The sequence below is a fragment of the Allomuricauda sp. XS_ASV26 genome (assembly GCF_041224615.1).
Lineage (GTDB): Bacteria > Bacteroidota > Bacteroidia > Flavobacteriales > Flavobacteriaceae > Flagellimonas > Flagellimonas alginolytica.
Genome location: NZ_JBGFGK010000030.1, coordinates 57,197 through 81,286, shown reverse-complemented (window position 1 = coordinate 81,286; position 24,090 = coordinate 57,197). Strand labels below are relative to the sequence as shown.

At 41.2% G+C, this 24,090-nt stretch carries 20 protein-coding genes; 6 read left to right on the top strand and 14 right to left on the bottom strand.

All coding sequences use genetic code 11. The features are described from left to right. Positions 1–62: 62 nt before the first annotated feature. Positions 63–683, top strand: a complete 621-nt coding sequence (locus AB9K32_RS05505) for an L-threonylcarbamoyladenylate synthase (RefSeq protein ID WP_369884606.1) — start codon at positions 63–65, stop codon at positions 681–683. Between the two features lie 54 nt (positions 684–737). On the opposite strand, the gene AB9K32_RS05500 is transcribed toward AB9K32_RS05505, so the two are convergent. The 3 genes from AB9K32_RS05500 to AB9K32_RS05490 form a co-directional block, all read right to left on the bottom strand. Further along, a complete protein-coding gene (locus AB9K32_RS05500) occupies positions 738–1,610 on the bottom strand; it encodes an OmpA family protein (RefSeq protein ID WP_224836819.1) in 873 nt (290 codons plus the stop codon). Positions 1,611–1,706: 96 nt separating this feature from the next. Continuing rightward, positions 1,707–2,708 (bottom strand): glycosyltransferase family 2 protein, encoded by a 1,002-nt coding sequence (locus tag AB9K32_RS05495; RefSeq protein WP_369884605.1) that lies wholly within the window; start codon positions 2,706–2,708, stop codon positions 1,707–1,709. A gap of 12 nt (positions 2,709–2,720) precedes the next feature. Beyond that, entirely contained in the window at positions 2,721–3,167 is a 447-nt protein-coding gene (locus AB9K32_RS05490; RefSeq protein ID WP_369884604.1) for a type I restriction enzyme HsdR N-terminal domain-containing protein, read from the bottom strand. A gap of 26 nt (positions 3,168–3,193) precedes the next feature. Here AB9K32_RS05490 and holA point away from each other — a divergent pair, with 26 nt between their 5' ends. Further along, the gene (gene holA / locus AB9K32_RS05485; protein WP_369884603.1) at positions 3,194–4,195 is read left to right on the top strand and encodes a DNA polymerase III subunit delta; all 1,002 of its coding nucleotides are present in this window, start codon (positions 3,194–3,196) and stop codon (positions 4,193–4,195) included. A 7-nt stretch (positions 4,196–4,202) separates the two neighbouring features. Here the strand turns inward: holA and AB9K32_RS05480 are convergent, their stop codons facing one another. From AB9K32_RS05480 to uvrA, 5 genes are all read right to left on the bottom strand, one after another. Beyond that, a complete protein-coding gene (locus tag AB9K32_RS05480; protein WP_224836823.1) occupies positions 4,203–4,580 on the bottom strand; it encodes a DoxX family protein in 378 nt (125 codons plus the stop codon). A 98-nt stretch (positions 4,581–4,678) separates the two neighbouring features. Continuing rightward, positions 4,679–7,090: a thiamine pyrophosphate-dependent enzyme gene (locus AB9K32_RS05475; RefSeq protein ID WP_369884602.1), complete on the bottom strand. Its 2,412-nt coding sequence runs from the start codon at positions 7,088–7,090 to the stop codon at positions 4,679–4,681. A 157-nt stretch (positions 7,091–7,247) separates the two neighbouring features. Continuing rightward, entirely contained in the window at positions 7,248–9,995 is a 2,748-nt protein-coding gene (locus tag AB9K32_RS05470) for a metalloprotease (protein ID WP_293295155.1), read from the bottom strand. A gap of 97 nt (positions 9,996–10,092) precedes the next feature. Next, entirely contained in the window at positions 10,093–10,779 is a 687-nt protein-coding gene (locus AB9K32_RS05465; protein ID WP_224836826.1) for a TIGR00730 family Rossman fold protein, read from the bottom strand. A 20-nt stretch (positions 10,780–10,799) separates the two neighbouring features. Beyond that, positions 10,800–13,661: an excinuclease ABC subunit UvrA gene (gene uvrA, locus AB9K32_RS05460; RefSeq protein ID WP_369884601.1), complete on the bottom strand. Its 2,862-nt coding sequence runs from the start codon at positions 13,659–13,661 to the stop codon at positions 10,800–10,802. Between the two features lie 189 nt (positions 13,662–13,850). Here uvrA and AB9K32_RS05455 point away from each other — a divergent pair, with 189 nt between their 5' ends. Continuing rightward, a complete protein-coding gene (locus AB9K32_RS05455) occupies positions 13,851–14,378 on the top strand; it encodes a hypothetical protein (RefSeq protein WP_224836828.1) in 528 nt (175 codons plus the stop codon). 1 nt (position 14,379) lies between these two features. On the opposite strand, the gene AB9K32_RS05450 is transcribed toward AB9K32_RS05455, so the two are convergent. Both AB9K32_RS05450 and AB9K32_RS05445 read right to left on the bottom strand, forming a co-directional pair. After that, positions 14,380–15,156: a TIGR03915 family putative DNA repair protein gene (locus tag AB9K32_RS05450; protein ID WP_369884600.1), complete on the bottom strand. Its 777-nt coding sequence runs from the start codon at positions 15,154–15,156 to the stop codon at positions 14,380–14,382. 87 nt (positions 15,157–15,243) lie between these two features. Continuing rightward, a complete protein-coding gene (locus AB9K32_RS05445) occupies positions 15,244–16,506 on the bottom strand; it encodes a putative DNA modification/repair radical SAM protein (protein ID WP_369884599.1) in 1,263 nt (420 codons plus the stop codon). Positions 16,507–16,689: 183 nt separating this feature from the next. Between AB9K32_RS05445 and AB9K32_RS05440 the strand changes: the two genes are divergently transcribed. Further along, positions 16,690–17,442 (top strand): XRE family transcriptional regulator, encoded by a 753-nt coding sequence (locus AB9K32_RS05440; RefSeq protein ID WP_369884814.1) that lies wholly within the window; start codon positions 16,690–16,692, stop codon positions 17,440–17,442. A gap of 2 nt (positions 17,443–17,444) precedes the next feature. Here the strand turns inward: AB9K32_RS05440 and AB9K32_RS05435 are convergent, their stop codons facing one another. From AB9K32_RS05435 to AB9K32_RS05425, 3 genes are read right to left on the bottom strand one after another with little or no spacing between them, the layout of a single operon-like run. Further along, entirely contained in the window at positions 17,445–18,362 is a 918-nt protein-coding gene (locus AB9K32_RS05435; protein WP_369884598.1) for a RimK family alpha-L-glutamate ligase, read from the bottom strand. Positions 18,363–18,374: 12 nt separating this feature from the next. Then, the gene (ggt, locus tag AB9K32_RS05430) at positions 18,375–20,063 is read right to left on the bottom strand and encodes a gamma-glutamyltransferase (RefSeq protein ID WP_338195319.1); all 1,689 of its coding nucleotides are present in this window, start codon (positions 20,061–20,063) and stop codon (positions 18,375–18,377) included. Next, on the bottom strand, positions 20,051–20,644 hold the full coding sequence (locus tag AB9K32_RS05425) for an ACP phosphodiesterase (protein WP_369884597.1): 594 nt from the start codon (positions 20,642–20,644) through the stop codon (positions 20,051–20,053). The genes ggt and AB9K32_RS05425 overlap by 13 nt, the downstream gene beginning before the upstream one ends. A 91-nt stretch (positions 20,645–20,735) precedes the next feature. Here AB9K32_RS05425 and glmM point away from each other — a divergent pair, with 91 nt between their 5' ends. Beyond that, positions 20,736–22,124 carry a phosphoglucosamine mutase gene (gene glmM, locus AB9K32_RS05420; protein WP_252079822.1) on the top strand — a complete coding sequence of 463 codons (1,389 nt, stop codon included), beginning with the start codon at positions 20,736–20,738 and terminating at the stop codon, positions 22,122–22,124. Positions 22,125–22,147: 23 nt separating this feature from the next. On the opposite strand, the gene AB9K32_RS05415 is transcribed toward glmM, so the two are convergent. After that, the gene (locus AB9K32_RS05415) at positions 22,148–23,038 is read right to left on the bottom strand and encodes a lysophospholipid acyltransferase family protein (RefSeq protein WP_369884596.1); all 891 of its coding nucleotides are present in this window, start codon (positions 23,036–23,038) and stop codon (positions 22,148–22,150) included. 467 nt (positions 23,039–23,505) lie between these two features. Here AB9K32_RS05415 and AB9K32_RS05410 point away from each other — a divergent pair, with 467 nt between their 5' ends. Continuing rightward, complete coding sequence (locus AB9K32_RS05410) at positions 23,506–24,069, top strand: hypothetical protein (protein WP_369884595.1); 564 nt, start codon at positions 23,506–23,508, stop codon at positions 24,067–24,069. Positions 24,070–24,090: the final 21 nt, after the last annotated feature.

The following is a 24,090-nucleotide window of genomic DNA, read 5'->3' as shown; positions in this document are numbered from 1 at the left end:
CAAGTACCAATATATCTTATCTTTGTGATAAATGCCTTGTACATTAACTAGTTTGTAAATAGATGGCGGAGCTGATTAGACTATATGAAGAAAATCCAAATCCTAAGCAGGTTCAAAAAGTAGTGGATGTGCTAAAAAAGGGTGGATTGGTCATTTATCCGACCGATACGGTTTACGGTCTCGGCTGCGACATAACCAACTCAAAAGCCTTACAACGGGTAGCCCGTATTAAAGGAGTAAAGCTGGCAAAGGCCAATTGGTCATTTATCTGTGCCGATTTGAGCAATCTTTCGGATTACGTTCGACAAATAGACAGTCCTACTTTTAAAATTCTAAAAAGAACACTTCCAGGACCTTATACTTTTATACTACCAGGAAACAATAATCTACCCAAAGATTTCAAAAAAAAGAAAACCGTTGGTATCCGTGTTCCGGACAATGCCATTGCAAGGGCATTGGTTACCGGGCTGGGGCATCCAATTGTATCTACATCTATTCGTGATGATGATGATATACTTGAGTATACTACCGATCCGGAGCTTATTTTTGAGAAGTGGCAAAATCTTCTAGATGTGGTCATCGATGGAGGGTACGGTGACAATGTAGCCTCTACGGTCATAGATCTTTCGGGAGACGAACCAGAGGTAATACGTGAAGGTAAAGGGAGTTTGGATATTTACTAATAAAAAAAGCGGCCATTTGGCCGCTTTTCTTTTTAAGCTTTAGCTTCTATTTTCTTATTTACCGGTTCCACCGATAGCAGGATCTTTCATTCCTTCTTCGATCATGTTATAGAACTGATCGATTTTTGGAAGTACAACAATTCGTGTTCTTCTGTTCTTAGCTCTGTTGGCAGAAGTGTTGTTGTCCACAAGTGGTACGTAGTGGCTACGTCCAGCAGCAGTCATTCTAGATGGTTCTACACCAAAATCGTTCTGAAGGATTCGAACAACGGAAGTTGCTCTTTTTACACTCAAATCCCAGTTATCTGCTAGTTCGGAGGTTTTAATTGGCACGTTATCCGTGTGTCCTTCTACCATAAACTCAAAGTCAGGCTTGTTGTTTACGACTTTCGCCACTTTACCAAGTACTTCTTTTGCAGCGTTGGTTACGTTGTAGCTTCCGCTTCTGAACAACAATTTATCGGAGATGGAAACGAAAACAACACCTTTCTCTACGCTGATCTCAATGTCCTCATCATCCAAGTTGCCCAATACACCTTTTAAACTCTGAACCAAGGCAAGGTTTACAGAATCCCTACGGGTAACGGCATCTTGTAATTTTCTGATGGTAAGGTCTTTTTCGCGAAGACTTTCCAAAGATTTTTCAAGGTTCTCGGCACCTTTAGTGGTAAGGGTGGTCAAGTTGCCCATGTTGTTGATGAGCTCTTGGTTGTTTGCTTTAAGGAAGGCATTTTGGTCTTCGAGGGTTTTTAGCCTAGAGTCTGCAGTTGCTTTTTCTTCCAAGCAATCGTTTAGTTTAACGGTTGCAGAATTCAATAGGTCTTGGGTTTCTTTGTGTTTGGCCTCTAGTTCGGAATATTTCTTCTGCGATACACAAGAAGATAATAGAACTGTCATTGCCAATGCTCCTAGAAAAACTTTTTTCATAGTTCAGAATATAATTTAAGGATTGTTAGATTTATCAAATGTTAAAAAACTACACCAAAATTAGATAAAAAGCAAGGTCCCTATATTTCGGCTTCGTTAATCTTTTACTAAATTGTTAAAATTCTCTACCTGATGTACGAAATAAGACCATACTATGGATGTCGCGGCGTAGTACTTTAATAAAAAATTAGCTTTTTCGCGCTTTTTGTACATTTTTGTAAAGTTAGCGTAAAAACTTAAATGAGCTTTTAAGATAGCGGAACAGTGATCGAACTTCAATTGAAAAATAAAACGCAGAGCAGCGATACCATCTAGCAATAAGCGGGCAAAAACCAAAGGAAGCGCCTTTTTTCTTGGAAGGTTTTTGGTTATGGAGTAGAGGGAGTTCCTAAAATTAAGGAAGGTTTTTTTGGGATTCATATTGGATAAGGTGCTGCCCCCTAAATGGTACACGTGGCTATGGCCTACATAATACACTTTATGTCCGGCATTTTTTGCTCTCCAACATAGGTCTATTTCTTCTTGGTGGGCAAAATAGTCTTCATCAAACCCATTAAGCGATCTAAAAACCTCACTTCTTATAAACATACAGGCACCTGTCGCCCAGAATACCTCTTGGATATCGTTATACTGGCCTTCGTCCTTTTCTATGGTCTGGAAGACCCTTCCTCTACAAAAGGGGTAACCGAACATATCGATGAAACCTCCCGCCGCCCCTGCATATTCAAAATGGTCCCTTTTGTTCAAATCCAATATTTTTGGTTGGATTATGGCTGCATTCGGAAGTGTTTCAAAGGCATTTTTTATAGGCCCCAACCAATCAGGGGCTACTTCAACATCGGAATTGAGCAAACAGAAGATATCTGCCTTTATGTTCTTCAACCCGTCGTTATAGCCCTTGGCAAAACCACCGTTGGTGCTGTTTTGTACAATGCCTACCGTGGGATAATGTTGTTTTATAAAATCTACCGAACCATCGGTGCTCGCATTGTCCACTACATAAATATCGGCACCTTGGGAATACTCCATCACAGAGGGAAGAAATCTCTCCAGCAGAGCTTCTCCATTCCAATTGAGTATGACTACGGCGATTTTCAAAACGGAGGCAAATTAACGGCTAAATTCAGGAATATCCTCTAAAAACATGTATTTTTCATTCTTATGATCCATTTCGCAATAATAATGCGCCAACCCATTGGTGACCATTAGATATTTGGATTTTAATTGGAGGTTGTACCGAGCTATCTGATCAAAAACCGCTTGGGTAATGTTCACCTCGGGAGCTTTACATTCTATTAATAGAAAAATAGAACCGTCGGGATTGAACACGACCACATCGTAACGTTTTTTTAAGTTGTTTATGGTAAGTTGTTTTTCCACATTGATCAGGCTCTTCGGGTAGTTTTTTGTGAACACCAAGTACCGAAGCACATGTTGCCGGACCCATTCTTCGGGTTGGAGGACCACAAATTTTTTACGTATCCCATCGTAAATGTACTGCCTATTTTGGCTATTTTTGATTCGGAACGAATAAGGTGGAAAGTTCAAATCTTGCATTTTACAAAACTGGTGATATAATTTGAATGGACAAAGTAAAAGAGATCGTAGCGGAAATCAATAAGGGCAATCCAAAGCCCATTTATTTTTTGATGGGGGAGGAGCCATATTATATTGACCGAATTTCCCAGTACATTGCAGAAAATGTGCTGACAGATGACGAAAAAGGGTTTAATCAGATGGTGTTGTACGGGAAGGATACCACGGTGGACGAAGTTGTTGCCAATGCCAAGAGGTTCCCGATGATGGCGGAATACCAGGTTGTGATCGTAAAAGAGGCGCAGCATCTTTCCAGATCCATAGAAAATTTATCCTCTTACGCAGAGAACCCCCAACCGACCACCATTCTTGTGCTTTGCTACAAATACAAAAAGTTGGACAAGCGAAAAAAATTGTACAAGACCATTAAAAAAACGGGAGAGCTCTTTGAGAGCAAAAAACTGTACGATAATCAGGTGGCGGATTGGATCAGAAGAACCTTGGCCAGCAAAAAATATAAAATATCGCCCAAGTCCTGTGTTATGCTAGTGGAGTTTTTGGGCACGGATCTGAGCAAAATAAGCAACGAGCTGGACAAACTCACGTTGATCGTGCCTCCATCAACGGAAGTTACGCCCGACCTTATCGAAGAGCATATTGGCATTAGCAAGGATTTCAATAATTTTGAATTGAAGAAGGCGATCGGAGAGCGCAACGTAAAAAAAGCGTCCAGGATCATTGATTATTTTGCCCAAAATCCCAAGGACAACCCTTTTGTGGTCACCATAACCCTTCTGAATACATTTTTCACGCAATTATTGCAATATCATGGACTGAGCGACCATTCTCCCGGGAATGTGGCCAAAGTACTCGGTGTAAACCCATATTTTGTAAATGAGTATGTTGTGGCGGCTCGAAACTATCCCATGAAAAGGGTAAGTGGCATCATCTCTAATTTAAGGGTATTGGATTTAAAAAGTAAAGGAGTAGGAGCCAGTAACATGGCACAGGCCGATCTGTTGAAAGAACTCCTATCTGAAATAATCTAAACGATTGTTACTTTTTATCCACGCTGTATTTGCCAGGCCCCAATAGCATTATAACCACAAATACGGTAAGGTAAAGCAAAGCTTTTTCCTTTGTGCCGAATGGATCAGCACCGTGAATCATAAAACCGGCAACGAACATGGTAATTGCGGTGGGTATGGCAGCCCATCGGGTCTTAAAACCAATAATGATCAATAGCGGGCATATAAATTCGGCCACAACGGCCAAAAAAAGTGAAGGCGCCTGCCCAATACCAAATGGGTTGGCGAATTCTGTGTTGCCATTGATGAGATTCATTAATTTGGGGTAACCATGGGTTAGCATAAATGCAGATGGTACAATCCTTAAAAGTGCCAGCCCAAAGTGGATCAAAGTGTTGTTTTTCATGTGGGGAAAAAATTAATCCCCGTGAAAATATAAATTATGTTTCTAAAAACACAACTTTAATTGACGAAAGGTACTTTTGAGTTGATCTTTAAGTAAAACTACCGCAGGGCGGGATAAGTTTGTGGGTCGGATTCGTGCATTATATGGTACACTTTTTCAAAAATATCCTCTGCATTTGGTTTTGAAAAATAATCCCCGTCCGATGCATAGGCCGGTCGATGTGCCTTGGCTGTCAACGTTTGTGGTTTGCTATCCAAATAGCGGTAGCCTTCTTGTTTTTCCACCACTTCTTGCATCAGATATGCCGAACATCCGCCTGGTACATCCTCATCGATAACCAAAAGCCTATTGGTTTTTTGCAGACTTTTTACCACATCGTGTTCCAAATCAAAAGGCAACAAGGATTGGGCGTCTATAACTTCGGCATCAATACCAACTTCCAAAAGATCTTGGGCTACTTTTTCTACAATCCTTAAGGTGGAACCGTAAGATAGCAGGGTAATGTCCTTACCATCTTTTAATGTTTCGACCTTGCCGATTGGTGTACAGTACTCACCTAAGTTGTCCGGTTTTCTTTCTTTTAGGCGATATCCGTTCAAACTTTCAATGATCAAGGCCGGTTCATCACTCTTCATCAAAGTATTGTAAAAGCCTGCAGCCTGTGTCATGTTCCTTGGGGCCAGAATATACATGCCCCGCAATAAGTGCACTAGGCCGCCCATGGGTGAACCGGAGTGCCATATTCCTTCTAAACGGTGTCCTCTGGTACGAACGATCAACGGTGCTTTTTGTTTTCCTACGGTTCTGTACATTAAGGTAGCCAAATCGTCGCTCAAGGTTTGGATCGCATACAGGATATAATCCAAATATTGTATTTCCGCAATTGGGCGGAGTCCTCTAAGGGCCATACCGATTCCCTGACCAATTATAGTGGTCTCGCGGATACCCGTATCGGCGACCCTAAGTTTGCCAAACTTTTTTTGAAGTCCTTCCAGACCTTGGTTAACATCGCCAATATTGCCCGTATCCTCGCCAAATACCAAAGCTTTTGGATATTTGGTGAACAGTTTGTCAAAATTGTCCCTAAGGATTACACGTCCGTCAACTTCTTCGGAATCTTCAGAATAGATGGGGGGTACCGGTGCAATGGATGTTGCTTTATTGCCAATTTCGTTATAAAGATGCGAACCATACTCATATTCACCATTTTTAATATAGTTGTCCACCCACTGCTGAAGCGCTTTCTTTTCCGGGCTTGTTTCGCCCAAGAGATAACGCAATGCCTTTCGGGATTTAGTGGCCAAATCTTTTTTAAGGGGTTCCTCAATTGCGATCAAGTCATTTTTTAGCTTAGTGATAAAAGCTCTGTTCGGACTTTTGCTTGCTGCTTGGTCCAATAACTGAACCAATACTTTTTTAGCTTGTATTTGAGGGCTCAGGAATTCGGTCCAAGCTTCTTTTTTGGCAGCCCTTACCTTTTGTTTGATCTCCCTCTCCGTTTTTTTGAGTTCTTCTTCGGTACTAATACCGTTTTCTATGATCCACTCCCTAAAACGCTTGTTACAATCGTTTTCGCGTTCCCACTCCAAACGCTCGGAAGATTTGTATCTTTCGTGTGACCCAGAGGTAGAGTGACCCTGTGGCTGCGTAAGTTCCGTTACATGTAAAATTACGGGTACATGTTGTTCCCGAGCAATGTCGGAGGCATTCTCAAAGGTGTGGATAAGTGCCGTATAATCCCAACCGTGTACTTTTAAAATCTCAAAACCATTCTTTTCTTCGTCCCTTTGCAGTCCGCTAAGTGCTTCGGAAATACTTCCTTTGGTGGTATGGAATTCGGATGGGACCGAAATGCCGTACTCATCGTCCCAAATACAGATAACCATGGGAACTTGCATTACCCCGGCAGCATTGAGTGTTTCAAAAAAATGCCCTTCGCTGGTACTTGCGTTTCCTATAGTGCCCCAAGCGACTTCATTTCCATTGTTGGAAAAATTCGATTGTTCTATTCCTTCTACGTTTCGGTAAATTTTGGAAGCTTGTGCAAGTCCTAGCAAACGAGGCATTTGACCTGCGGTGCACGAGATATCGGCACTACTGTTTTTTTGTTCGGTCAGGTTTTTCCAAGTTCCATCCTCGTTTAAGCTGTGCGTACCAAAATGGCCTCCCATTTGACGGCCTGCACTCATAGGTTCTTTTTCCAAATCTGTAGTGGCGTATAGGCCATGAAAGAAAGATTTTGGGTCCAAATAACCCAATGCCATCATAAATGTTTGGTCGCGATAGTATCCGCTCCTAAAATCCCCATTCTGAAAAGCCCTTGCCATTGCCAACTGTGGGAGCTCTTTTCCGTCCCCAAAAATTCCGAACTTGGCCTTGCCGGACAGTACTTCCCGTCTTCCCATTAAACTACATTCCCTGCTGGTAACGGCAATCTCATAATCTTGAAGGATCTGCGTTTTGAAATCGTCAAAAGAAATATCGTTGCTAGTACTTGGGTTGGGTTTCATAAGGTATTGAAGATTTCTGCAAAAGTATTAAAAACGAGTCAAAATAGCAATAGCAATCCACACTAATAAATTGAAAAAAAGTTAAAAATACACTGAAAAAATCTATTATATGTTAATTATATAACCAAAAAGAAGTGTTCAATTATCAATATGATAATCAAAACCACTTCCTTGTAAAGAGCCCGATAAGGGTTTTCGGGCTTATGGTGACTATAAAACGGATTCTTTCTTCGTAATTGTCCTGGGCGATTTCCCAACCTCTATTTGAATATACGGGAAAGTAAAGCTCAAAGTAATCCGTAACCAAATTTAGGCGCACACCGGAGTCGTATACAAAACGGGTGTTTTGGCCTTTATTTTTAATGAAGCCCAAATCGCCATAGGCTTCCACCCAACGCCATATGTTTGTGCTCGCGTTGGTCGTAGCTATCCAATCGTTGGCATATGGATTTTCGAGTTTCGATTTAAACCCTCCTTCGGCAATAATTACCTGTTGGCTATATATTCCAGAACTTTCGGACCTTCCCAGATAGTTTAGGTCGAACATATAGTCCGTGGGTCTGTCCAGCGCAAAGCTGAAAAAATTGGATTCGGTTGTGTTCCTCAAGAATTTTCCGGCATACACTCGAAGGTTCAATTGTCTATTGCTTTGGAACAGTTTTCTGTATTCCCATTCAAACGCAACTTTGGTGAAGTCACTGGAATGTTGGGCATCAATAAACCAAGAGGAATAATTCAAAATGTTATTGTCCACATCGGTAAACCGAACATTCATAACACCATAGTCGGGTTCGGTGTCCAATTGGCCTTCCAAATTCTCGTCTATATTCCTAAAAACGTTCCTGTACCTGAACAATAAGTATTGTCTTCGGTTGGATAAAAGATCGTCCGGTCGCCACCCAAAACTAACGGCAGGTGTCAATGTGGTAAATCTGGAATTTTCCTGAAAGTGCGATGTAGATGTGGAAAACGAATAATTGGTTACAAACAATCCAGTTTTGTTATGGTACTTGCGATAGCGTAAACTGGCCTTTCCCACCAAGGTGCGCTCCAAAAAGGAATACGTCGGGGAAATATCGTATTGGAAAGGGCGTTCCAAAAAGGTTTTGTTATAGAGGCGTAATCCTGGTGTTATCCCGTCGTATAAATTAAAGTTGACTATGGGCACATAAAATATCTGGTTGTAATAGGGGTCTTCCGTATCCTTGAAAAATTGAAACTTGAGCTTTTTGTTACTGGAAAAAAAACCGTTCAATGTTTTCCAATTGTCCCTTTGGTTGAACTCAGGTATTTTTTGATCATAGTTCAGCACTAAACGATCTTCACCTTGTCTTGGTATGGTAACGCTCTTGGTGGTATCAATTCCGGAAAACCAATATTGCGAAACCACGGAATCCTTTTCGAGCCCAAAAACGGATATGGGCACATTGGTCCCTCGTTTGTTCTTTAGTACAAAAGTGATGGAATCCTCTGTTTTTTTGATTTTTTTGATTTTGAAATCGATTTTTTTGTCCGTGTTCACATAAGAATCAAAGAACCAATCCACTTCTTTATCCGCATATTTTTTGATTGTGTTATGAAAATCTTTAGCGGATACGTATTGTTTCAGTTTATAGTTCTGATAAAAATCAAGTACGGTACTGTCCACTTTTTTCTCGCCCAAATAGGCCGATAAATAGGACATGCCCAGCCCGGCCTTGTAACTATTCGCGATCTTTTGGTTGAATTTGATTAGGGAATCGTTTCGGGTGGTCAGGGCCTGATCGATGTTTTTCCTTGCAGAGAGCATACTAAATAGTGCGTATTGCTCATTAAAATCCATTTGTGCAAAATGAAAGTTCTTTATGCCCCAAATTCGTGATAGCTTTCCTGCCAGTTTTTGATCGGGATAGTACTCTTCCACATATTTTATCATAAGGTAGTACCCGATTGCATCGTTCACCCAGCGTTCTTCGCGCGGATTTAGGTACAGAGACTCTTTCAGATAATTGCGGATGGCCGTTTTTAGGAACTTCATTTCAAACTGAAATTGCTCCTCGTACGGCCTAATAAATGAAGGGAGTTGGCTTATGCCATATAAAGGTGATTTGCTGTAGTCGAACTCGCTGACCAATAGGTTGCCATGGGGGTAACGGCCCAAATTTTCGTTTAAAAATTGGGAAACCCTATTAATGGAAATACCTTGGGCTATTTCGCCATATTTGTTGGATTCTATATCTGTGGTTATGGTAACGTGCTCGGTAACATGTTTGGTGAATCTATCATCAGCGGTTAAGATAATCTCGCAATTTTTTCTATTGTCCCCGAGAAGCTGTACATGATGCCCTCCAGGAAAATTGGAAATGTTGGATGTGCGATAGTTGGACGCCAAAAACAAGTCTTCGGGATAGGTAAAATTTATTCTGGTATCGGTAACATCGGTATATAGATCATCCAAGTTAATGTTGTTGTACAATTTCCAATCATCATCGAAAACAGCAGGGGTAAAATACCAATCCTTAAGGTTGAAACCTTGGTTGTTTAAATGGCCATAGCCGGTAAACTTGGCATCGGGCAATCTAATGGTATAGGTAAAAAACAGTTGGATCGATTCCCCCGGTTTAAGTACCTCATTAAGGGAAACGGCAATATAATCCATGTTACCTATTCGATTCCAGTCGAGCCCGGCATAGTTTTGATCAACTATGGTCCGTATCGTGGTTTTTCCCCTTTCCCTATCTTTTGCCAAATGGAGACTGCGGTTAAACTCTTCCGCGAACCTTTTTGCCAATGCGGTATTTTTATTGGAATAGGCATGGTTCCAATCGTTAAAATAAAGGGTGGAAAGTCCTTTGTCCGATTGGTTTACATAGGTAAAATGTTGCCGTATTCGTATTTGATGGGTAGGTCCATCGAGGGTAGCCACAATTTTATTGGTATGTTGCGCCGATATATTCGGGCACAACAAAATGCATTGCAGCAGAACGCCAAAAAATACGAAACGATAAGCCAATGTGGTAATGTTAAAAGTTTGGGCTTAAGGTTCGGCCTTTGTAGAAAGCATCTATTATTTCCACAACTTCATCCTCTGTATCGGCCAATTTAATCAAATCTAGGTCTTTTGGACTTATGTTCCCTTCCTGGACCAAGGTGTTCTTGATCCAATCGAGCAGACCTTTCCAAAATTCACTGCCCACAAGAATTATAGGGAATGTATGGATTTTATGTGTCTGGATAAGTGTCAAAGCCTCAAAAAACTCGTCCAATGTACCAAAGCCTCCGGGCATCACAACAAAGCCTTGTGAGTATTTTACGAACATTACCTTTCTAACAAAAAAGTAATCAAAATCCAGACTTTTATCATCGTCGATATAGGGGTTATCGTGCTGTTCGAAGGGAAGGTCTATATTTAAGCCCACAGAAGTACCGCCGGCCAGGTTGGCTCCTTTGTTTCCCGCTTCCATAATTCCGGGTCCACCGCCAGTAATGACTCCATAACCCGCTTCCGCGATTTTTTGTGAGATCCGTACGGCTAAATCGTAATATTGATGTCCCGGTCGTACCCGCGCCGATCCAAAAATGGAGACACACGGCCCGATTACGCTCATTTTTTCGAATCCATTAACAAATTCGCCCATAATTTTAAATATGGCCCACGAATCGTTTGTCTTAATTTCATTCCATCCTTTGGAATGTTGTTCTTTGCGCATTTGCATAGTTGTATAGTGTTTTAAACTGCGTGTTTTATTTTTTGTTTTGTGTTCTCCAACTCCTTTTTTAAAAATTTGGCGGTATAGCTCTTTTTGTCCTTGGCCACTTCTTCGGGGGTACCCTTGGCAACTACCGTTCCGCCGCCTCTACCACCTTCATGCCCAATGTCTATAATGTGGTCCATCATTTTTATCACATCCATATTATGCTCGATGACCAAGATGGTATTGCCTTTGTCCACCAATTGGTTCAGTACCTCCATAAGTACCCTGATATCTTCGAAATGAAGACCGGTGGTAGGTTCGTCGAGGATGTAAAAAGTATTTCCTGTGTCCCGTTTGGACAGTTCGGTGGCCAGTTTGACCCGTTGTGCTTCACCTCCGGATAGGGTAGTGGACTGTTGCCCCAATGATATATAACCCAAACCTACATCTTTTATTGTCTTTAGCTTTCGGTGGATTTTTGGAATGTTCTCAAAAAAATCCACAGCTTCATTGATGGTCATTTCCAGGGCATCGGCAATGGATTTGCCTTTGTACCGGATCTCCAAGGTTTCCCTATTGAAGCGTTTGCCGTTACAGGTCTCGCATTCTACGTACACATCGGGCAAAAAATTCATTTCAATTACTTTGAGCCCACCTCCCTGACAAGTTTCACATCGCCCACCGGCAACGTTAAAACTAAATCGACCTGGTTTGTAACCACGGATGGTTGCTTCGGTGGTTTTGGCGAACAGGGATCGAATTTCACTAAAAACCCCGGTGTACGTGGCCGGATTGGACCGTGGTGTGCGCCCTATCGGGGATTGGTTGATATCGATGACCTTGTCTATATGTTCCAAACCTGAAATTTTTTTGTAGGGCATCGGTTTTTTTACACCATTAAAATAATGGGCATTCATAATAGGGTAGAGGGTCTCGTTCACCAAGGTGGATTTACCACTTCCCGATACGCCGGTTACCCCGATCAGTTTTCCCAAAGGGAAATCAACAGTTACATTTTTTAGGTTATTGCCCGTACAACCAGATAGAGTTATCTTTTTACCGGTTCCTTTCCGACGTTTTTCTGGTACGGGAATTTCCATTTCGCCGGCAATGTACTTTGCTGTAATCGTGTTTTGACCCAACATTTCTTTTGGGCTTCCTTCGGAAATAATTTTACCTCCATGTTTACCTGCCCGTGGCCCTATATCGATTACATGGTCGGCACATTCGATCATGTCGCGATCATGTTCCACTACGATTACGGAATTGCCGATATCACGCAGCGCTTCGAGAGAATGTATCAATCTCTCATTGTCCCTTTGGTGAAGTCCTATGCTGGGTTCGTCCAGGATATAGAGAACACCCACCAATTGAGAACCTATTTGGGTCGCCAATCGGATACGTTGTGCCTCACCTCCAGAAAGTGATTTGGAACTTCGGTTCAATGATAGATAATCCAGGCCTACATCCAATAAAAATCCAACACGGGCACTGATTTCCTTTATAATCTCGTTCGCAATGATCTTTTGGTTGCCCTCCAAGGTATCATCCAAGTGTTTGAAGAAATCGGCCAACTCTGCGATATCCATTTGCGCGAGTTCCGCAATATTTTTGCCATCAATTTTAAAATACAATGATTCTTGGCGTAACCGCGATCCATTGCAACTTGGGCATTCCACTTTGTCCATATAATCTTTTGCCCATCTTTTTATAGATGTTGAGTTGGCTTCATTATATTGGGTTTTGATAAAGTTGGAGATACCCTCGTAATCGATTTTATATTGTCTTTTAACCCCTAGACTTTTAGAATCCACCTCAAAACTTTCCTTACCACCGTTCAAAATAACGTCCATGGCTTCTTCTGGAATTTTTTCAATGGGATCGGTCAATTCAAAATTGTAGCGCTGCGCAATAGTTTCCAATTGTTTAAAGGCCCAAGACTTTTTGTACTCTCCCAAGGGAGCAAGGCCTCCGGATTTTATGGATAATTTTCTGTTTGGAATGATTTTATCCACATTTACCTGGTATACATGCCCCAAACCACTGCACTCTGGACACATTCCTTTAGGTGAGTTAAAAGAAAAGGTGTTGGGTTCCGGTGTTGGATAGGAGATACCTGTGGTCGGGCACATTAGGTCCCGACTGAAATATCTTGGCACCGTTTCCCCTTCTTCCAAGATCATAAGAACATTTTCACCGCTGTACATCGCCGTATTTATGGTCTCGCTCAAGCGTTTATGGAAATCCTCGCTATTTCCCACTTTTAAACGATCTATCACAATTTCAATATCGTGGGTTTTGTAACGGTCAACCTTCATTCCTTTGGTAATGTCGGTAATTTCCCCATCGACCCGCACTTTTACAAATCCTTGCTTTGCAATCTGCTCAAAAAGTTCGCGGTAGTGTCCTTTTCTGGATTTGATCACGGGAGCCAACACATTTATTTTTTTGTCCTGGTAAGACTCAATGATCAAATCCTTGATCTGTTCATCGCTGTAACTCACCATTTTTTCACCCGTGTTATAGCTGTATGCATCGCCTGCTCTAGCAAAAAGTAGACGTAAAAAATCGTAAACCTCTGTAATGGTTCCCACAGTGGAACGTGGGGATTTGGAGGTGGTTTTCTGCTCTATGGCGATCACAGGAGAGAGTCCATCGATCTTATCCACATCCGGGCGCTCCAAACCGCCCAAAAACTGTCTAGCGTAGGCCGAAAAAGTTTCAATATATCTTCGTTGCCCCTCGGCATAGATCGTATCAAAGGCCAAAGAGGACTTTCCACTGCCCGAAAGTCCGGTGATGACCACCAATTTTTCACGTGGGATCGTAACATCAATATTCTTTAGATTATGGACCCTTGCGCCCTTAACCTCAATATGTTCTTCGTAATTGATCATAAATCATAGCAAACTTCAAAAGTAGCGATTTGAGATGTAAAAAGGAAGTGGCCTTTTGGTTTCGTTTTTGTTTATTGATGGTTTATTTTTACCGTGTACATTGTCACCTCGAGCGCAGTAGATAGGTGCTTGTTTATCCAATGTTGGGTCTGGACTGCGCTCGACCTGACAGAATAAAAAGAAACAAATATGAAATTACTAGGCATAGGCTCAAGAATAGATCACCCAGAATATGGAAAAGGGGTGGTGACCAATGTATCTTCCAAACATTATTGGGTGACATTTTTGGAAAACGGATTGGAAACCATTGATTTGGATTCAGATTTTGAAGTTATTGAAGCTGTGGAAGATGAAGTGGACAGTGTAAGTTTTTTTGATGTGGAGCGATCTTTGGTGAAAATATTGGAAAAATGGAGCGACACCCACGAAAAAGTGGCCATGGCCGATAAATGGAAAGGTGGAAAATTGGTTATGGAACCCGGTGACTCAACTGCCAATAAGGAAATGCCCATTGATACTTTTTTCCATAAAATTGTGATGGTGCGCGACCGCATCCGCGTGATGGAACAAAAAATCAATAGTAGCAAAAACTTGGACGATCAAGAAAAAGTGGACCTACAACAATATATTACCCGAATATATGGCAGTTTGACCAGTTTCAACGTACTGTTCAAGACCAAAAGCGACCATTTTGTGGGGGAGAAAAGCAAAGGATAGATTACACCGCCTCCTTCTTCTCGCTCAAATACTTCCAATAGCGTTTAGGTACGTGCTGCGTATGTAATTTTGGGTTGATGCGCGAGGCAATATTGGTACTTTTAAAATAATCGTTCCAAAGGGTCTGGTATTCGTATTCCTCGGTGGTAAAGGCATCACTTTTTATAGTTTTGTTGTGGTGGATGTCTTTCAAATTGAGGGATACCATTTCTACGTGGTCCAAATTATAATAGATGCCATATTTACGTTTTACATCATAAATTAACCATTTTTGGTCCGCATAGCGATCACGGAAATGTTTGGAAATTAAGGGGAGTACATCAAAATCGGGTTCAATGTTGGCAAAGTAAATGTCGTCCTTGGTCAATTGAAACCTGACAAAGGCTTCCATCCGATGTTTTTCGCGTCCCACTTTTTTGGCCAATTGCGCGATGTGCAATACTGTCGGGTCCGAATAGTCCAAATACTTGCCATTTTTGGTGCGCATTAATTTTTGGATGTAAGAGTAAAGCATCATTTCCACTCCTTCGGTTTCACTTAAAAAAGCAAAATAGACACTGGAAATGGCATTGTTACTCTTATTTCGGATACCGTTCCAAACTCGTTTAGCTTTTTCCACGTGGGTAAAAACGGTTTCGGTTTCAGAAAACAATCCGCTTTGGGTTTGATTATTCTTTTGGATGTCGGCCACGTTGATTTTTTCATCAAACGCAACAAAGACGGTGGTCAAGAACCCGTTAAAACTACCGTCATAAACTAATGTTGTTGAAGCATTCATAACGTTTGCTTTTTAGTTTTAAAACCTCTCGAAAACTCCTTCGACTGGGCTCAGGATGACATTTCGAGATGAAATCATTGTCAATTCCTAATTGAACAACGACAATTGCGTACTGTATTGATTCCGAAACTTTCCAGAGGAATGCTGCAGAATCATCCCTTTTATCTTATCCGCATCCAAGTCTCGGCGCTCCCAATCTCGGGATTCGCACACCATAAAATATTGGGCACGGTTGAGGGCCACACCAATTTTTTTGAGATGGTCCCAGTTCAGTTTTCTAAATTTTCTAGCCTTTATAATTTTTGATACGGACTGCATTCCAATACCAGGGATTCGTGCCAATAGTCGCTTGTCCGCAGTGTTCACATCCACTGGAAAATAGTGTAGGTTGCGCAGTGCCCATGAGAGTTTAGGATCTACGTCCATATCCAGATTTGGATGTTGCTTGTTCAAGATTTCACCAATGGAAAACCCATAAAAGCGCAATAGCCAATCCGTTTGGTACAATCTGTTCTCGCGTAAAATGGGCACCTCTGAACCTATCGATGGCAATCTGGAGTCCTGGGTTACAGGCACATATCCGGAATAATATACACGCTTCATATGATATTTTTTGTAATAGTATGTCGCTGAATACATTATATCCTTATCCGATTCTCCTGATGCACCCACGATCATTTGTGTACTTTGGCCGGCAGGAGCATATTTTGGGGTGTTTTTTATAATCTTTCGCTCCGATGTATACCGTACTATTTCATTTTTTACCTTTTCCATCGGTCTGGTAAAATCCTCGTGCTTTTTATCTGGAGCCAATAGTTTTAGGCCAGAAATTGTGGGCACTTCAATATTTACGGAAAGGCGATCTGCATAAAGCCCTGCTTCGTACATTAATTCATCACTCGCTCCAGGAATGGATTTTAAATGAATATAACCGTTGAAATTTTCTTCTTCGCGCAGTTTTTTGGCAACAGCTACCAAACGTTCCATGGTGTGGTCGGCGCTTTTAAAAATACCGGAACTCAAAAAAAGACCTTCGATATAGTTTCTTCGATAAAAATTGATGGTAAGATCAACAACTTCCTGCACCTTAAAAGCGGCCCTGGGAACATCGTTGGATTTACGGGTTACGCAATAGGCGCAATCAAAAATACAATGGTTGGTGAGCAAAATCTTTAGTAGCGATACACAACGGCCGTCCGCGGTGTAGGTATGGCAAATACCCATTTTGGACGCATTGCCCAATCCTTTATTGGAATTGGTGCGATTGCTGCCACTGCTTGCACACGAAACATCATATTTGGCAGCATCGGCAAGAATGTTCAGTTTATCACGTATTCTGTCAAAATTCATAACTTGGAAATATTCCAATCAAAAATATGGAAATAATCCAATTAATGGAAATAATCCATAAATTATTTTGGAAATAATCCAAAAGTGGTATATTTGAGAATAGATTGTCTGTATGATTGTTTTCGATAATAATTAATTTTTAAATATCTCGACTGCTTTTGACACGACATTATTGACTTGATGATGGAAAATGAAATAACCCTAAAACGATTTACCGATATCCGAAGGGAACTAGGTTATACACAAACTGATTTTGCCAATTTGCTGGGCGTTAAAAATACCACTGCGGATATTGAGCGGGGGAGAACCAAGCTTTCCGGAAAGGTGGTTACCGAACTTTTGAAACAATTTAAGATAAACCCATTGTGGTTATTCGGTGAGAGCGACCAAAAGCACTTGGATACTTCCAAGACAAGCGTTATTCCTAAAGTGGTTACGGTGGACAATAGTGAAAATGACAACATGGTGATGGTGAACGCCAAAGCTGCGGCAGGATACCCCCAAAATATTTCCGATACGAGCTGGTACCGGCAACTACCCGCTTTTGATATGCCCATTCCCGAGTTTAGAAATGCCACCTATCGGGGTTTTCAGGTAGAGGGGGACAGTATGCTGCCCAATTTGAGGCCCAACGATTGGGTGTTGGCGCGGGCCATAGAGCATATAGATCATGTGAGCTCCAATAAAATGTATGTGGTGGTTTTACAGGACTCGGTAATGGTAAAGAAAATAGAACGAAAGCCCAATTCCAACAATATTACCCTTGTTTCATTAAACGAAACCTATCCACCTTACGAAATCAAGCCCTATCAGATCCAAGAAATCTGGGAAGTGAGCAGTAAACTTACCTTTAACGTGGATGCTACTACCGAAACAGGCTTATTGAAACAGTTGCAACAGTCCATGGAGGAATTAAAAAAGCAGATTGCCAAATAGTTTTAAGAGAAAACCTTGTCTTTAATGGTCTTGGCAAGGGTGTGTGCAGCTGTTGGGTCTAGACGAAACCATAATTCCGGTTCAAAAATTTCCAGTTCGGCCAAGGCCAAGTTACCCTCGTTATCCCTAAAAATATCCACTCTGGCATAAACTGGTAATTCTGGTGCTGCCTTAACAATACTTTGGGCAAATACGATTTGTTCTTGATTGGGGGTATACTTTTGAACAGTTCCGCCAAAATCATCCTGAACCCTAAAATCCCCGGGTTTGGCTGTTTTTAAAACTGCATGGGTAAACGCTCCGTTAAAGACCATCATGGATATTTCTCCTTCCGAAACAATGTTTTTTTGAAACTCCTGTAGCATCATTGCTTCTTTGGCAATTAATTCCTGGAAAATACTTTCATGTTCTATAATCTTATTTTTTTCAATTTTATAAGTGTGCCTTGCCGATGCGGAGACACAGGGTTTTAAAATAAAAGTATCAGCATTGAACCTATGGTTCGCTTCAGAATTTGAAATTGCATCTGCCAGCGTGGTGGTTGTGCCTTTCTCGATAAAAACTGTTTTGGGAATTGTTACTCCGTTGATTGATAGGTCTTGTAAATAATGCTTATCTATGTTCCAATGAATGAGTTGCTGGGAATTAATGAACCGCGTTTTTTTCGAGGCCGTTTCCAACCATTTGGAAAATTCGGAATATCGGTCAAAATAATCCCAAGTGGTTCGAAACAGGGCAAGTTTTGTAGTCGACCAATCAAAACTGGGGTCGTCCCACGATTTTCGCCCTACTTTTAAACCCTGATTTTCCAAAGCTTCCAAAACCAACCGGTCTTCGAGCAATACATTTTCAATATAAGGGTTACTTTTTTTCGGGGCCACATACCTATGGTCCGTCAAAATAACAACATCAAAATCCATTTCAAAGGATGTTTAATAACCAACTGCCGTATCATCTCCACGTTTGTCTGCGCCACCTTCCAGTTTACCGTTGGGCAATACCCGTATGGCATCCACTTTGCCAATGATCGGGGTTCGCTCTTCATTAATGATATATCCTTTGGATTTTAATTCTGCCTTAAGTTCTTCGGAGAAGCCTTCGGGTTCAAAAATCACCATATCCGGTAACCATTGGTGGTGAAAGCGAGGCGCGTTCACGGCTTCTTGCATACTTAAGTTAAATTCGTAAACATTTAAAATGGTCTGAGCAACTGCGGTAATTATTGTAGAACCTCCTGGGGTGCCCACAACCATATACAGTTCCCCATCCTTTTCAACAATGGTGGGCGTCATACTGCTTAACATGCGTTTTTCCGGAGCAATGCTGTTGGCTTCGGCACCGATTAGCCCGAACATGTTGGGAACTCCGGGCTTGGAACTAAAATCGTCCATTTCGTTATTGAGAAAAATTCCTACTTCTTCACAAAAGAGTTTGGACCCATATCCTCCATTGAGGGTAGAAGTGACGGAAACTGCGTTACCTTCACTATCCACTATAGAAAAATGTGTGGTCTGATCACTTTCAATAATTTCAACCTCACCATGGCTAACATCTGATGAAAGTGTGGCTTTATCAAAAGAAAAATTGGACATTCTGCCCTCTAGATATTCATCGCTCAACAGCATATCGTAAGGGATGTCCACAAAATCGGGGTCGCCCAAAAAATAGTTTCTATCGGCGTAGGCCCTTCGAGAGGCTTCGGTAAACAATTGAATGGTCTTGGTTGAGTTGTGACCAAATTTTGAGATATCGTAGGGTTCCATCATTTTAAACATTTGATTGATCGTGACCCCTCCGCTGCTGGGTGGGCTCATGGAGATGATCTTTACTCCTTTATAATCAAAAACAATGGGATCTCTCCATACAGCTTCATATTTGGCCAGATCTTCCTCGGTGATCAAACCACCGTTTTCTTGCACAAAAGCAGCCAATTTTTGCGCCACTTCGCCTTTATAGAAACCATCACGCCCTTCTTCCATGATTTTTTGAAGGGTTTTGGCGTAGGCCGGATATTTTATGGTGTCGCCCGCTACAAATGGAGAGGCGAATTTAGAGCTATCCCCATTGGCTTTAATAAATTGTTCTCTGTAACCTTCCAATCGCCGAGCTTGTTTATCGGTAACCACCACGCCTTGGTTGGCAAGCTCTATAATTGGTTGAATGATATCCTTTAGCGGTAATTTTCCAAATTTTTTATGGACCTCGAGGACGCCGGCAACGGTTCCGGGCACACCAATTGCTGTTCCGCCAAAGGTGCTCAGACCAGGAATTACATTGCCCAAAGAATCCAGATACATATCTTTGTGCGCTGCGAGCGGAGCCTTTTCCCTATAATCGATTCCACCGACCTCTCCATTGCTTTTACGGTAAACCATAAATCCACCACCACCCACACTACCTGCAAAAGGGTAAGCAATTACCAAAGTAAGCTCCGTAGCGACCATGGCATCAAAAGCATTTCCGCCTTCTTTCATAATATCTACGGCCAGTTGAGAGGCTTCTTTACGAGCAGAGACGGCCATGGCCTTGTCTGCCACCAATCCGGTCGGACTAGCTGGTTGGGGCTGCTGTTTACAATGTACAAAGAGAAGTAGGGGCAGAAGGAGAATCAGTTTTCGCATAGCGCATTAAATTTTTGTTTGGAAAAGGTAATCAATTCTTCAAAAAAAGAGCAGAATTCATATTCGAACTCTGCATAGTATTCCTCCAGATCTAAAATGGCAAAATTCATTCTGGACTTGTTCTTGGTACGTCGGTTCATACCATTGAGTACGCGTTCAATGCCTTCCAGGTTGGCATAGTTGAGCAACCAGTTGTCCGCAATCATATAGGGCATCATTCGTTTGGTGGCAATGGGCAAGATATCGTAATTATCGCCCAATAAGTCATAAAACCCTTCTACATATTCAGTTAGGGGTACGTTGGAATAATTGTCCCAATTTTTGGCGAGGAAATGATCGTAATAGATATCGACGATGACCCTGCTGTAATGATGATAGTTTTTATGAAGCCGTTTGCTGCTTTGTTTAGCAATGGGGTGGGCATCCGTAAAGGTGTCGATTTCCCTGTGCAATAGAATCCCTTTTTGAATTCTATCGGGAAAGTGTTTGAATTTATTTCCACGGATATGGTCGGCAAAAAAATTGCCCAAGGTAATTTCCGGGTCATCAAAAGATAAGTAGATATGTGCTAAGAAGTTCATCGGGACAAATTCCTTTTCTGTCGAAATTTACAAATTCAAAACATGGAATCGGATATGCCCCACTATATTTGCAAAAACTTTTTTAACAATTATGACACTGATCAAATCAATTTCTGGAATACGAGGAACCATTGGAGGAAACACAAACGACAACCTTACTCCTGTAGATGCGGTTAAATTTGCTGCAGCTTACGGTACTTGGTTAAAATCGTATGCCAACAAGAAACATTTGAAAGTCGTAATTGGCAGGGATGCCCGATTGTCCGGGGAAATGATCCAGAATTTGGTGGTTTCCACATTGGTTGGTCTGGGCATCGATGTGATTGATTTGGGACTTTCTACTACGCCCACTGTAGAAATAGCGGTTCCATTGGAAAAAGCTGACGGGGGAATTATTTTAACAGCAAGCCATAACCCAAAACAATGGAACGCTCTTAAGTTGTTGAACGAAAGAGGGGAGTTTTTGGATGCAGAACAAGGAGCCAAAATATTGGCTTTAGCGGAAAAAGAGGATTTTGAATTTGCTGAAGTGGACAATCTGGGTGAGATCACAAAGAATGATTCGTATATCGATATCCATATTGATGAAGTCTTGGAATTACCTTTGGTGGATGCGGAGACCATTAAAAAAGCCGGTTTTAAAGTTGTTGTTGACGGTGTAAATTCAACAGGGGGCATTGCTATCCCCAAACTATTGGAAGAATTGGGCGTAGAAGTGGTGAAACTCTATTGCGATCCCACGGGGCACTTTCCGCACAACCCTGAACCACTAAAAGAGCATTTGGGTGACATTTGTAAAAAAGTAGTGGAGGAAAAAGCCGATTTTGGCATTGTGGTGGACCCAGATGTGGACCGTTTGGCCTTTATAAGTAATGATGGCGAAATGTTCGGGGAAGAATATACCTTGGTCGCCTGCGCTGATTATGTGCTGTCCAAGACCAAAGGGAATACAGTTTCCAACTTGTCGTCTTCAAGAGCTCTGCGCGATATTACCGAAAAACACGGAGGCACATATGAAGCAGCAGCCGTTGGAGAAGTGAACGTGGTGACCAAGATGAAGGCAAACAATGCCATTATAGGAGGAGAGGGCAATGGAGGAATTATTTACCCAGAGAGTCATTATGGACGAGATGCATTGGTGGGAACAGCGTTGTTCTTGATGTTGATGTCTGAGCGTGGAGGAACCGTTGCCGAACTCAAGGCAAGTTACCCCAGCTATTTTATGAGTAAAAAGAAGATACAATTGACTCCCGATCTGGATGTGGATGCCCTTTTGGAGGCCATGTTCAATAAATATAAAGATGAAGAGGTATCCACGATCGATGGAGTCAAGATTGATTTTCCAGAAAATTGGGTGCACCTGAGAAAGTCCAACACGGAACCGATAATACGAATTTATACGGAGGCTAAATCACAGGAAGAAGCCGATGCCTTGGCAGATAGAATCATTGGTGAAATAAAAGTGGAGGCGGGAATTTAGAACGCCGACACCCAATTGCATCCCTATTGGAACTTTTGGGGCATCTTGTCCTTGTGTTTCCAGCGTTTGTGGGTCCAAAAGTAATATTCGGGCGCTTCGTTTATGGATTCTTCAACAAGGGCCAAGAATGCTTTGGTAAGCGCAAACTCTTCCATTTCTTTTGGCTTTTCGGTAATTAAAGAAAAGGTACCGCTGTAGTGGCCACGTTTTTCCTTGCTCACTTTTAAATATACGGCCGGTAGGTCCAATTTTTTGCACAGCATCTCGGCACCTGTATGCGCCGGAACGGTAATACCCATAAAAGGGGTCCACAACAAAGCCTTTTTTATCATTGGGGATTGATCGCTCAAAATACCGTACATGCTTAAATTACCTTCCTTTTTATTTTGGGCCACAATATCCCGGGTTTCCTTGGTGGTGATCAATGTAGTGCCGAATTTCTCCCGGATGTCCCTGACCAATTTATCAAAATACCTATTGCCTATTTTTTGATAGATGGCATATCCTTTTGAGGCAATGTGGGCATCTAGCGCAATTACCCATTCCCAACTGGCATAATGTGGGAACATGAGCATTATGCTTTTGTTCTTTGCTTCGAGCTGATGCAATACTTCCAAATTGGAAAAAGTAAACCGTTGTTGAAGTTGTTTGTTGGAAATGCCCATGGTCTTGATCATTTCCAAGAACATATCGCACATATGCTGGTAGAACTTTTTCTCTATCAAGATCCGTTCAGCGTCCGATTTATCTGGAAACACTAATTTTAAGTTGCCGCGGACTACTTTTTTACGATAGCCGATTACTTTATAGAGCAGCACATATACGCCATCGGAAATAAAATATATAATTTTAAAGGGAAGTCTGGAAATCAACCAGAGCAATGGATAAACAAGGATATAAACTACCAGCTGCATAGACTATTCTTGTCTGCAAATATAGCTATTGCAAATATTTATACTGCATTTACAACATGTAGAAGTTTCACTTTGTATTTATAGAGCTAATAATTATATCACTGTTGTCTATTTGTTATACCATGTTACATATTTACTGTGCAAATGCTGTGCGAATAAATTGATGGGTTTATTTTCTTTGGAAAACATTGTAGGGATATAAACCGGATGAGTCTTATCTAATATTGTAAATCAACTAGCTTAAACAAGTGGAATGGCATTGGAACAAGTTTGATTTAATAAATGCTTTCTCCTCACATTTTGTTACTCATGAATTATAATTATTTTTCCATTTAAAGCTAATAATCCCTAATAATCCCCCTCTTAAAAATTTGATAATCAATATAATATAAAGTTATTAACAATTTTGTTTATAATTAAATTATTTTGAGGGATTTGTTGATTTATTTTTGGTTTAACTTTGAATCATGGATTCTTTTGAGATTACAGAACAGGACAGAGAAGAGCTAATCGAGCATTATTCTCTTAAGCTTAAACAGCTCGAAGAAAAGGTTGTTCGGTACCAGAACTTGTTGAATAAATTAAAAGGGAAACCTTCAAGTGGCAATACTGACTTAAAATCTCAAATTAATTCTGTTGTTGGTGGAATCAAAGGTTACGAGGTTGAAAATATGAAAGGCGAAAAACCAAAGGTTCCAAAACAAAATTGGAAACAATTATGTTTAGGGTCTCTAAAGGAAATCAATGCTTTTGTAACAACGCAGGAAATATATGAGTTTGTAGTTAGAAAGAACCCAACTTTTATTAAATATGACAAAGAGGATATGGTTGCTAAACTTTCTACTGCTCTATCGAATTTGTATCCAAAAGGGACTGTAAGAAGAATCAATAATCCATTAGGCAGGGGATATTTTTGGGCTTTACCCATATGGTATTCACCTGAATTAATTTCTTATTACAAAAAGAAACTGGCTTTAAAATACGGGCTTGATGAAGAGTCCCTGTTTAATGAAGGAAAATCTAAAAAATGATTTTTAATGTAGGCACCTAGA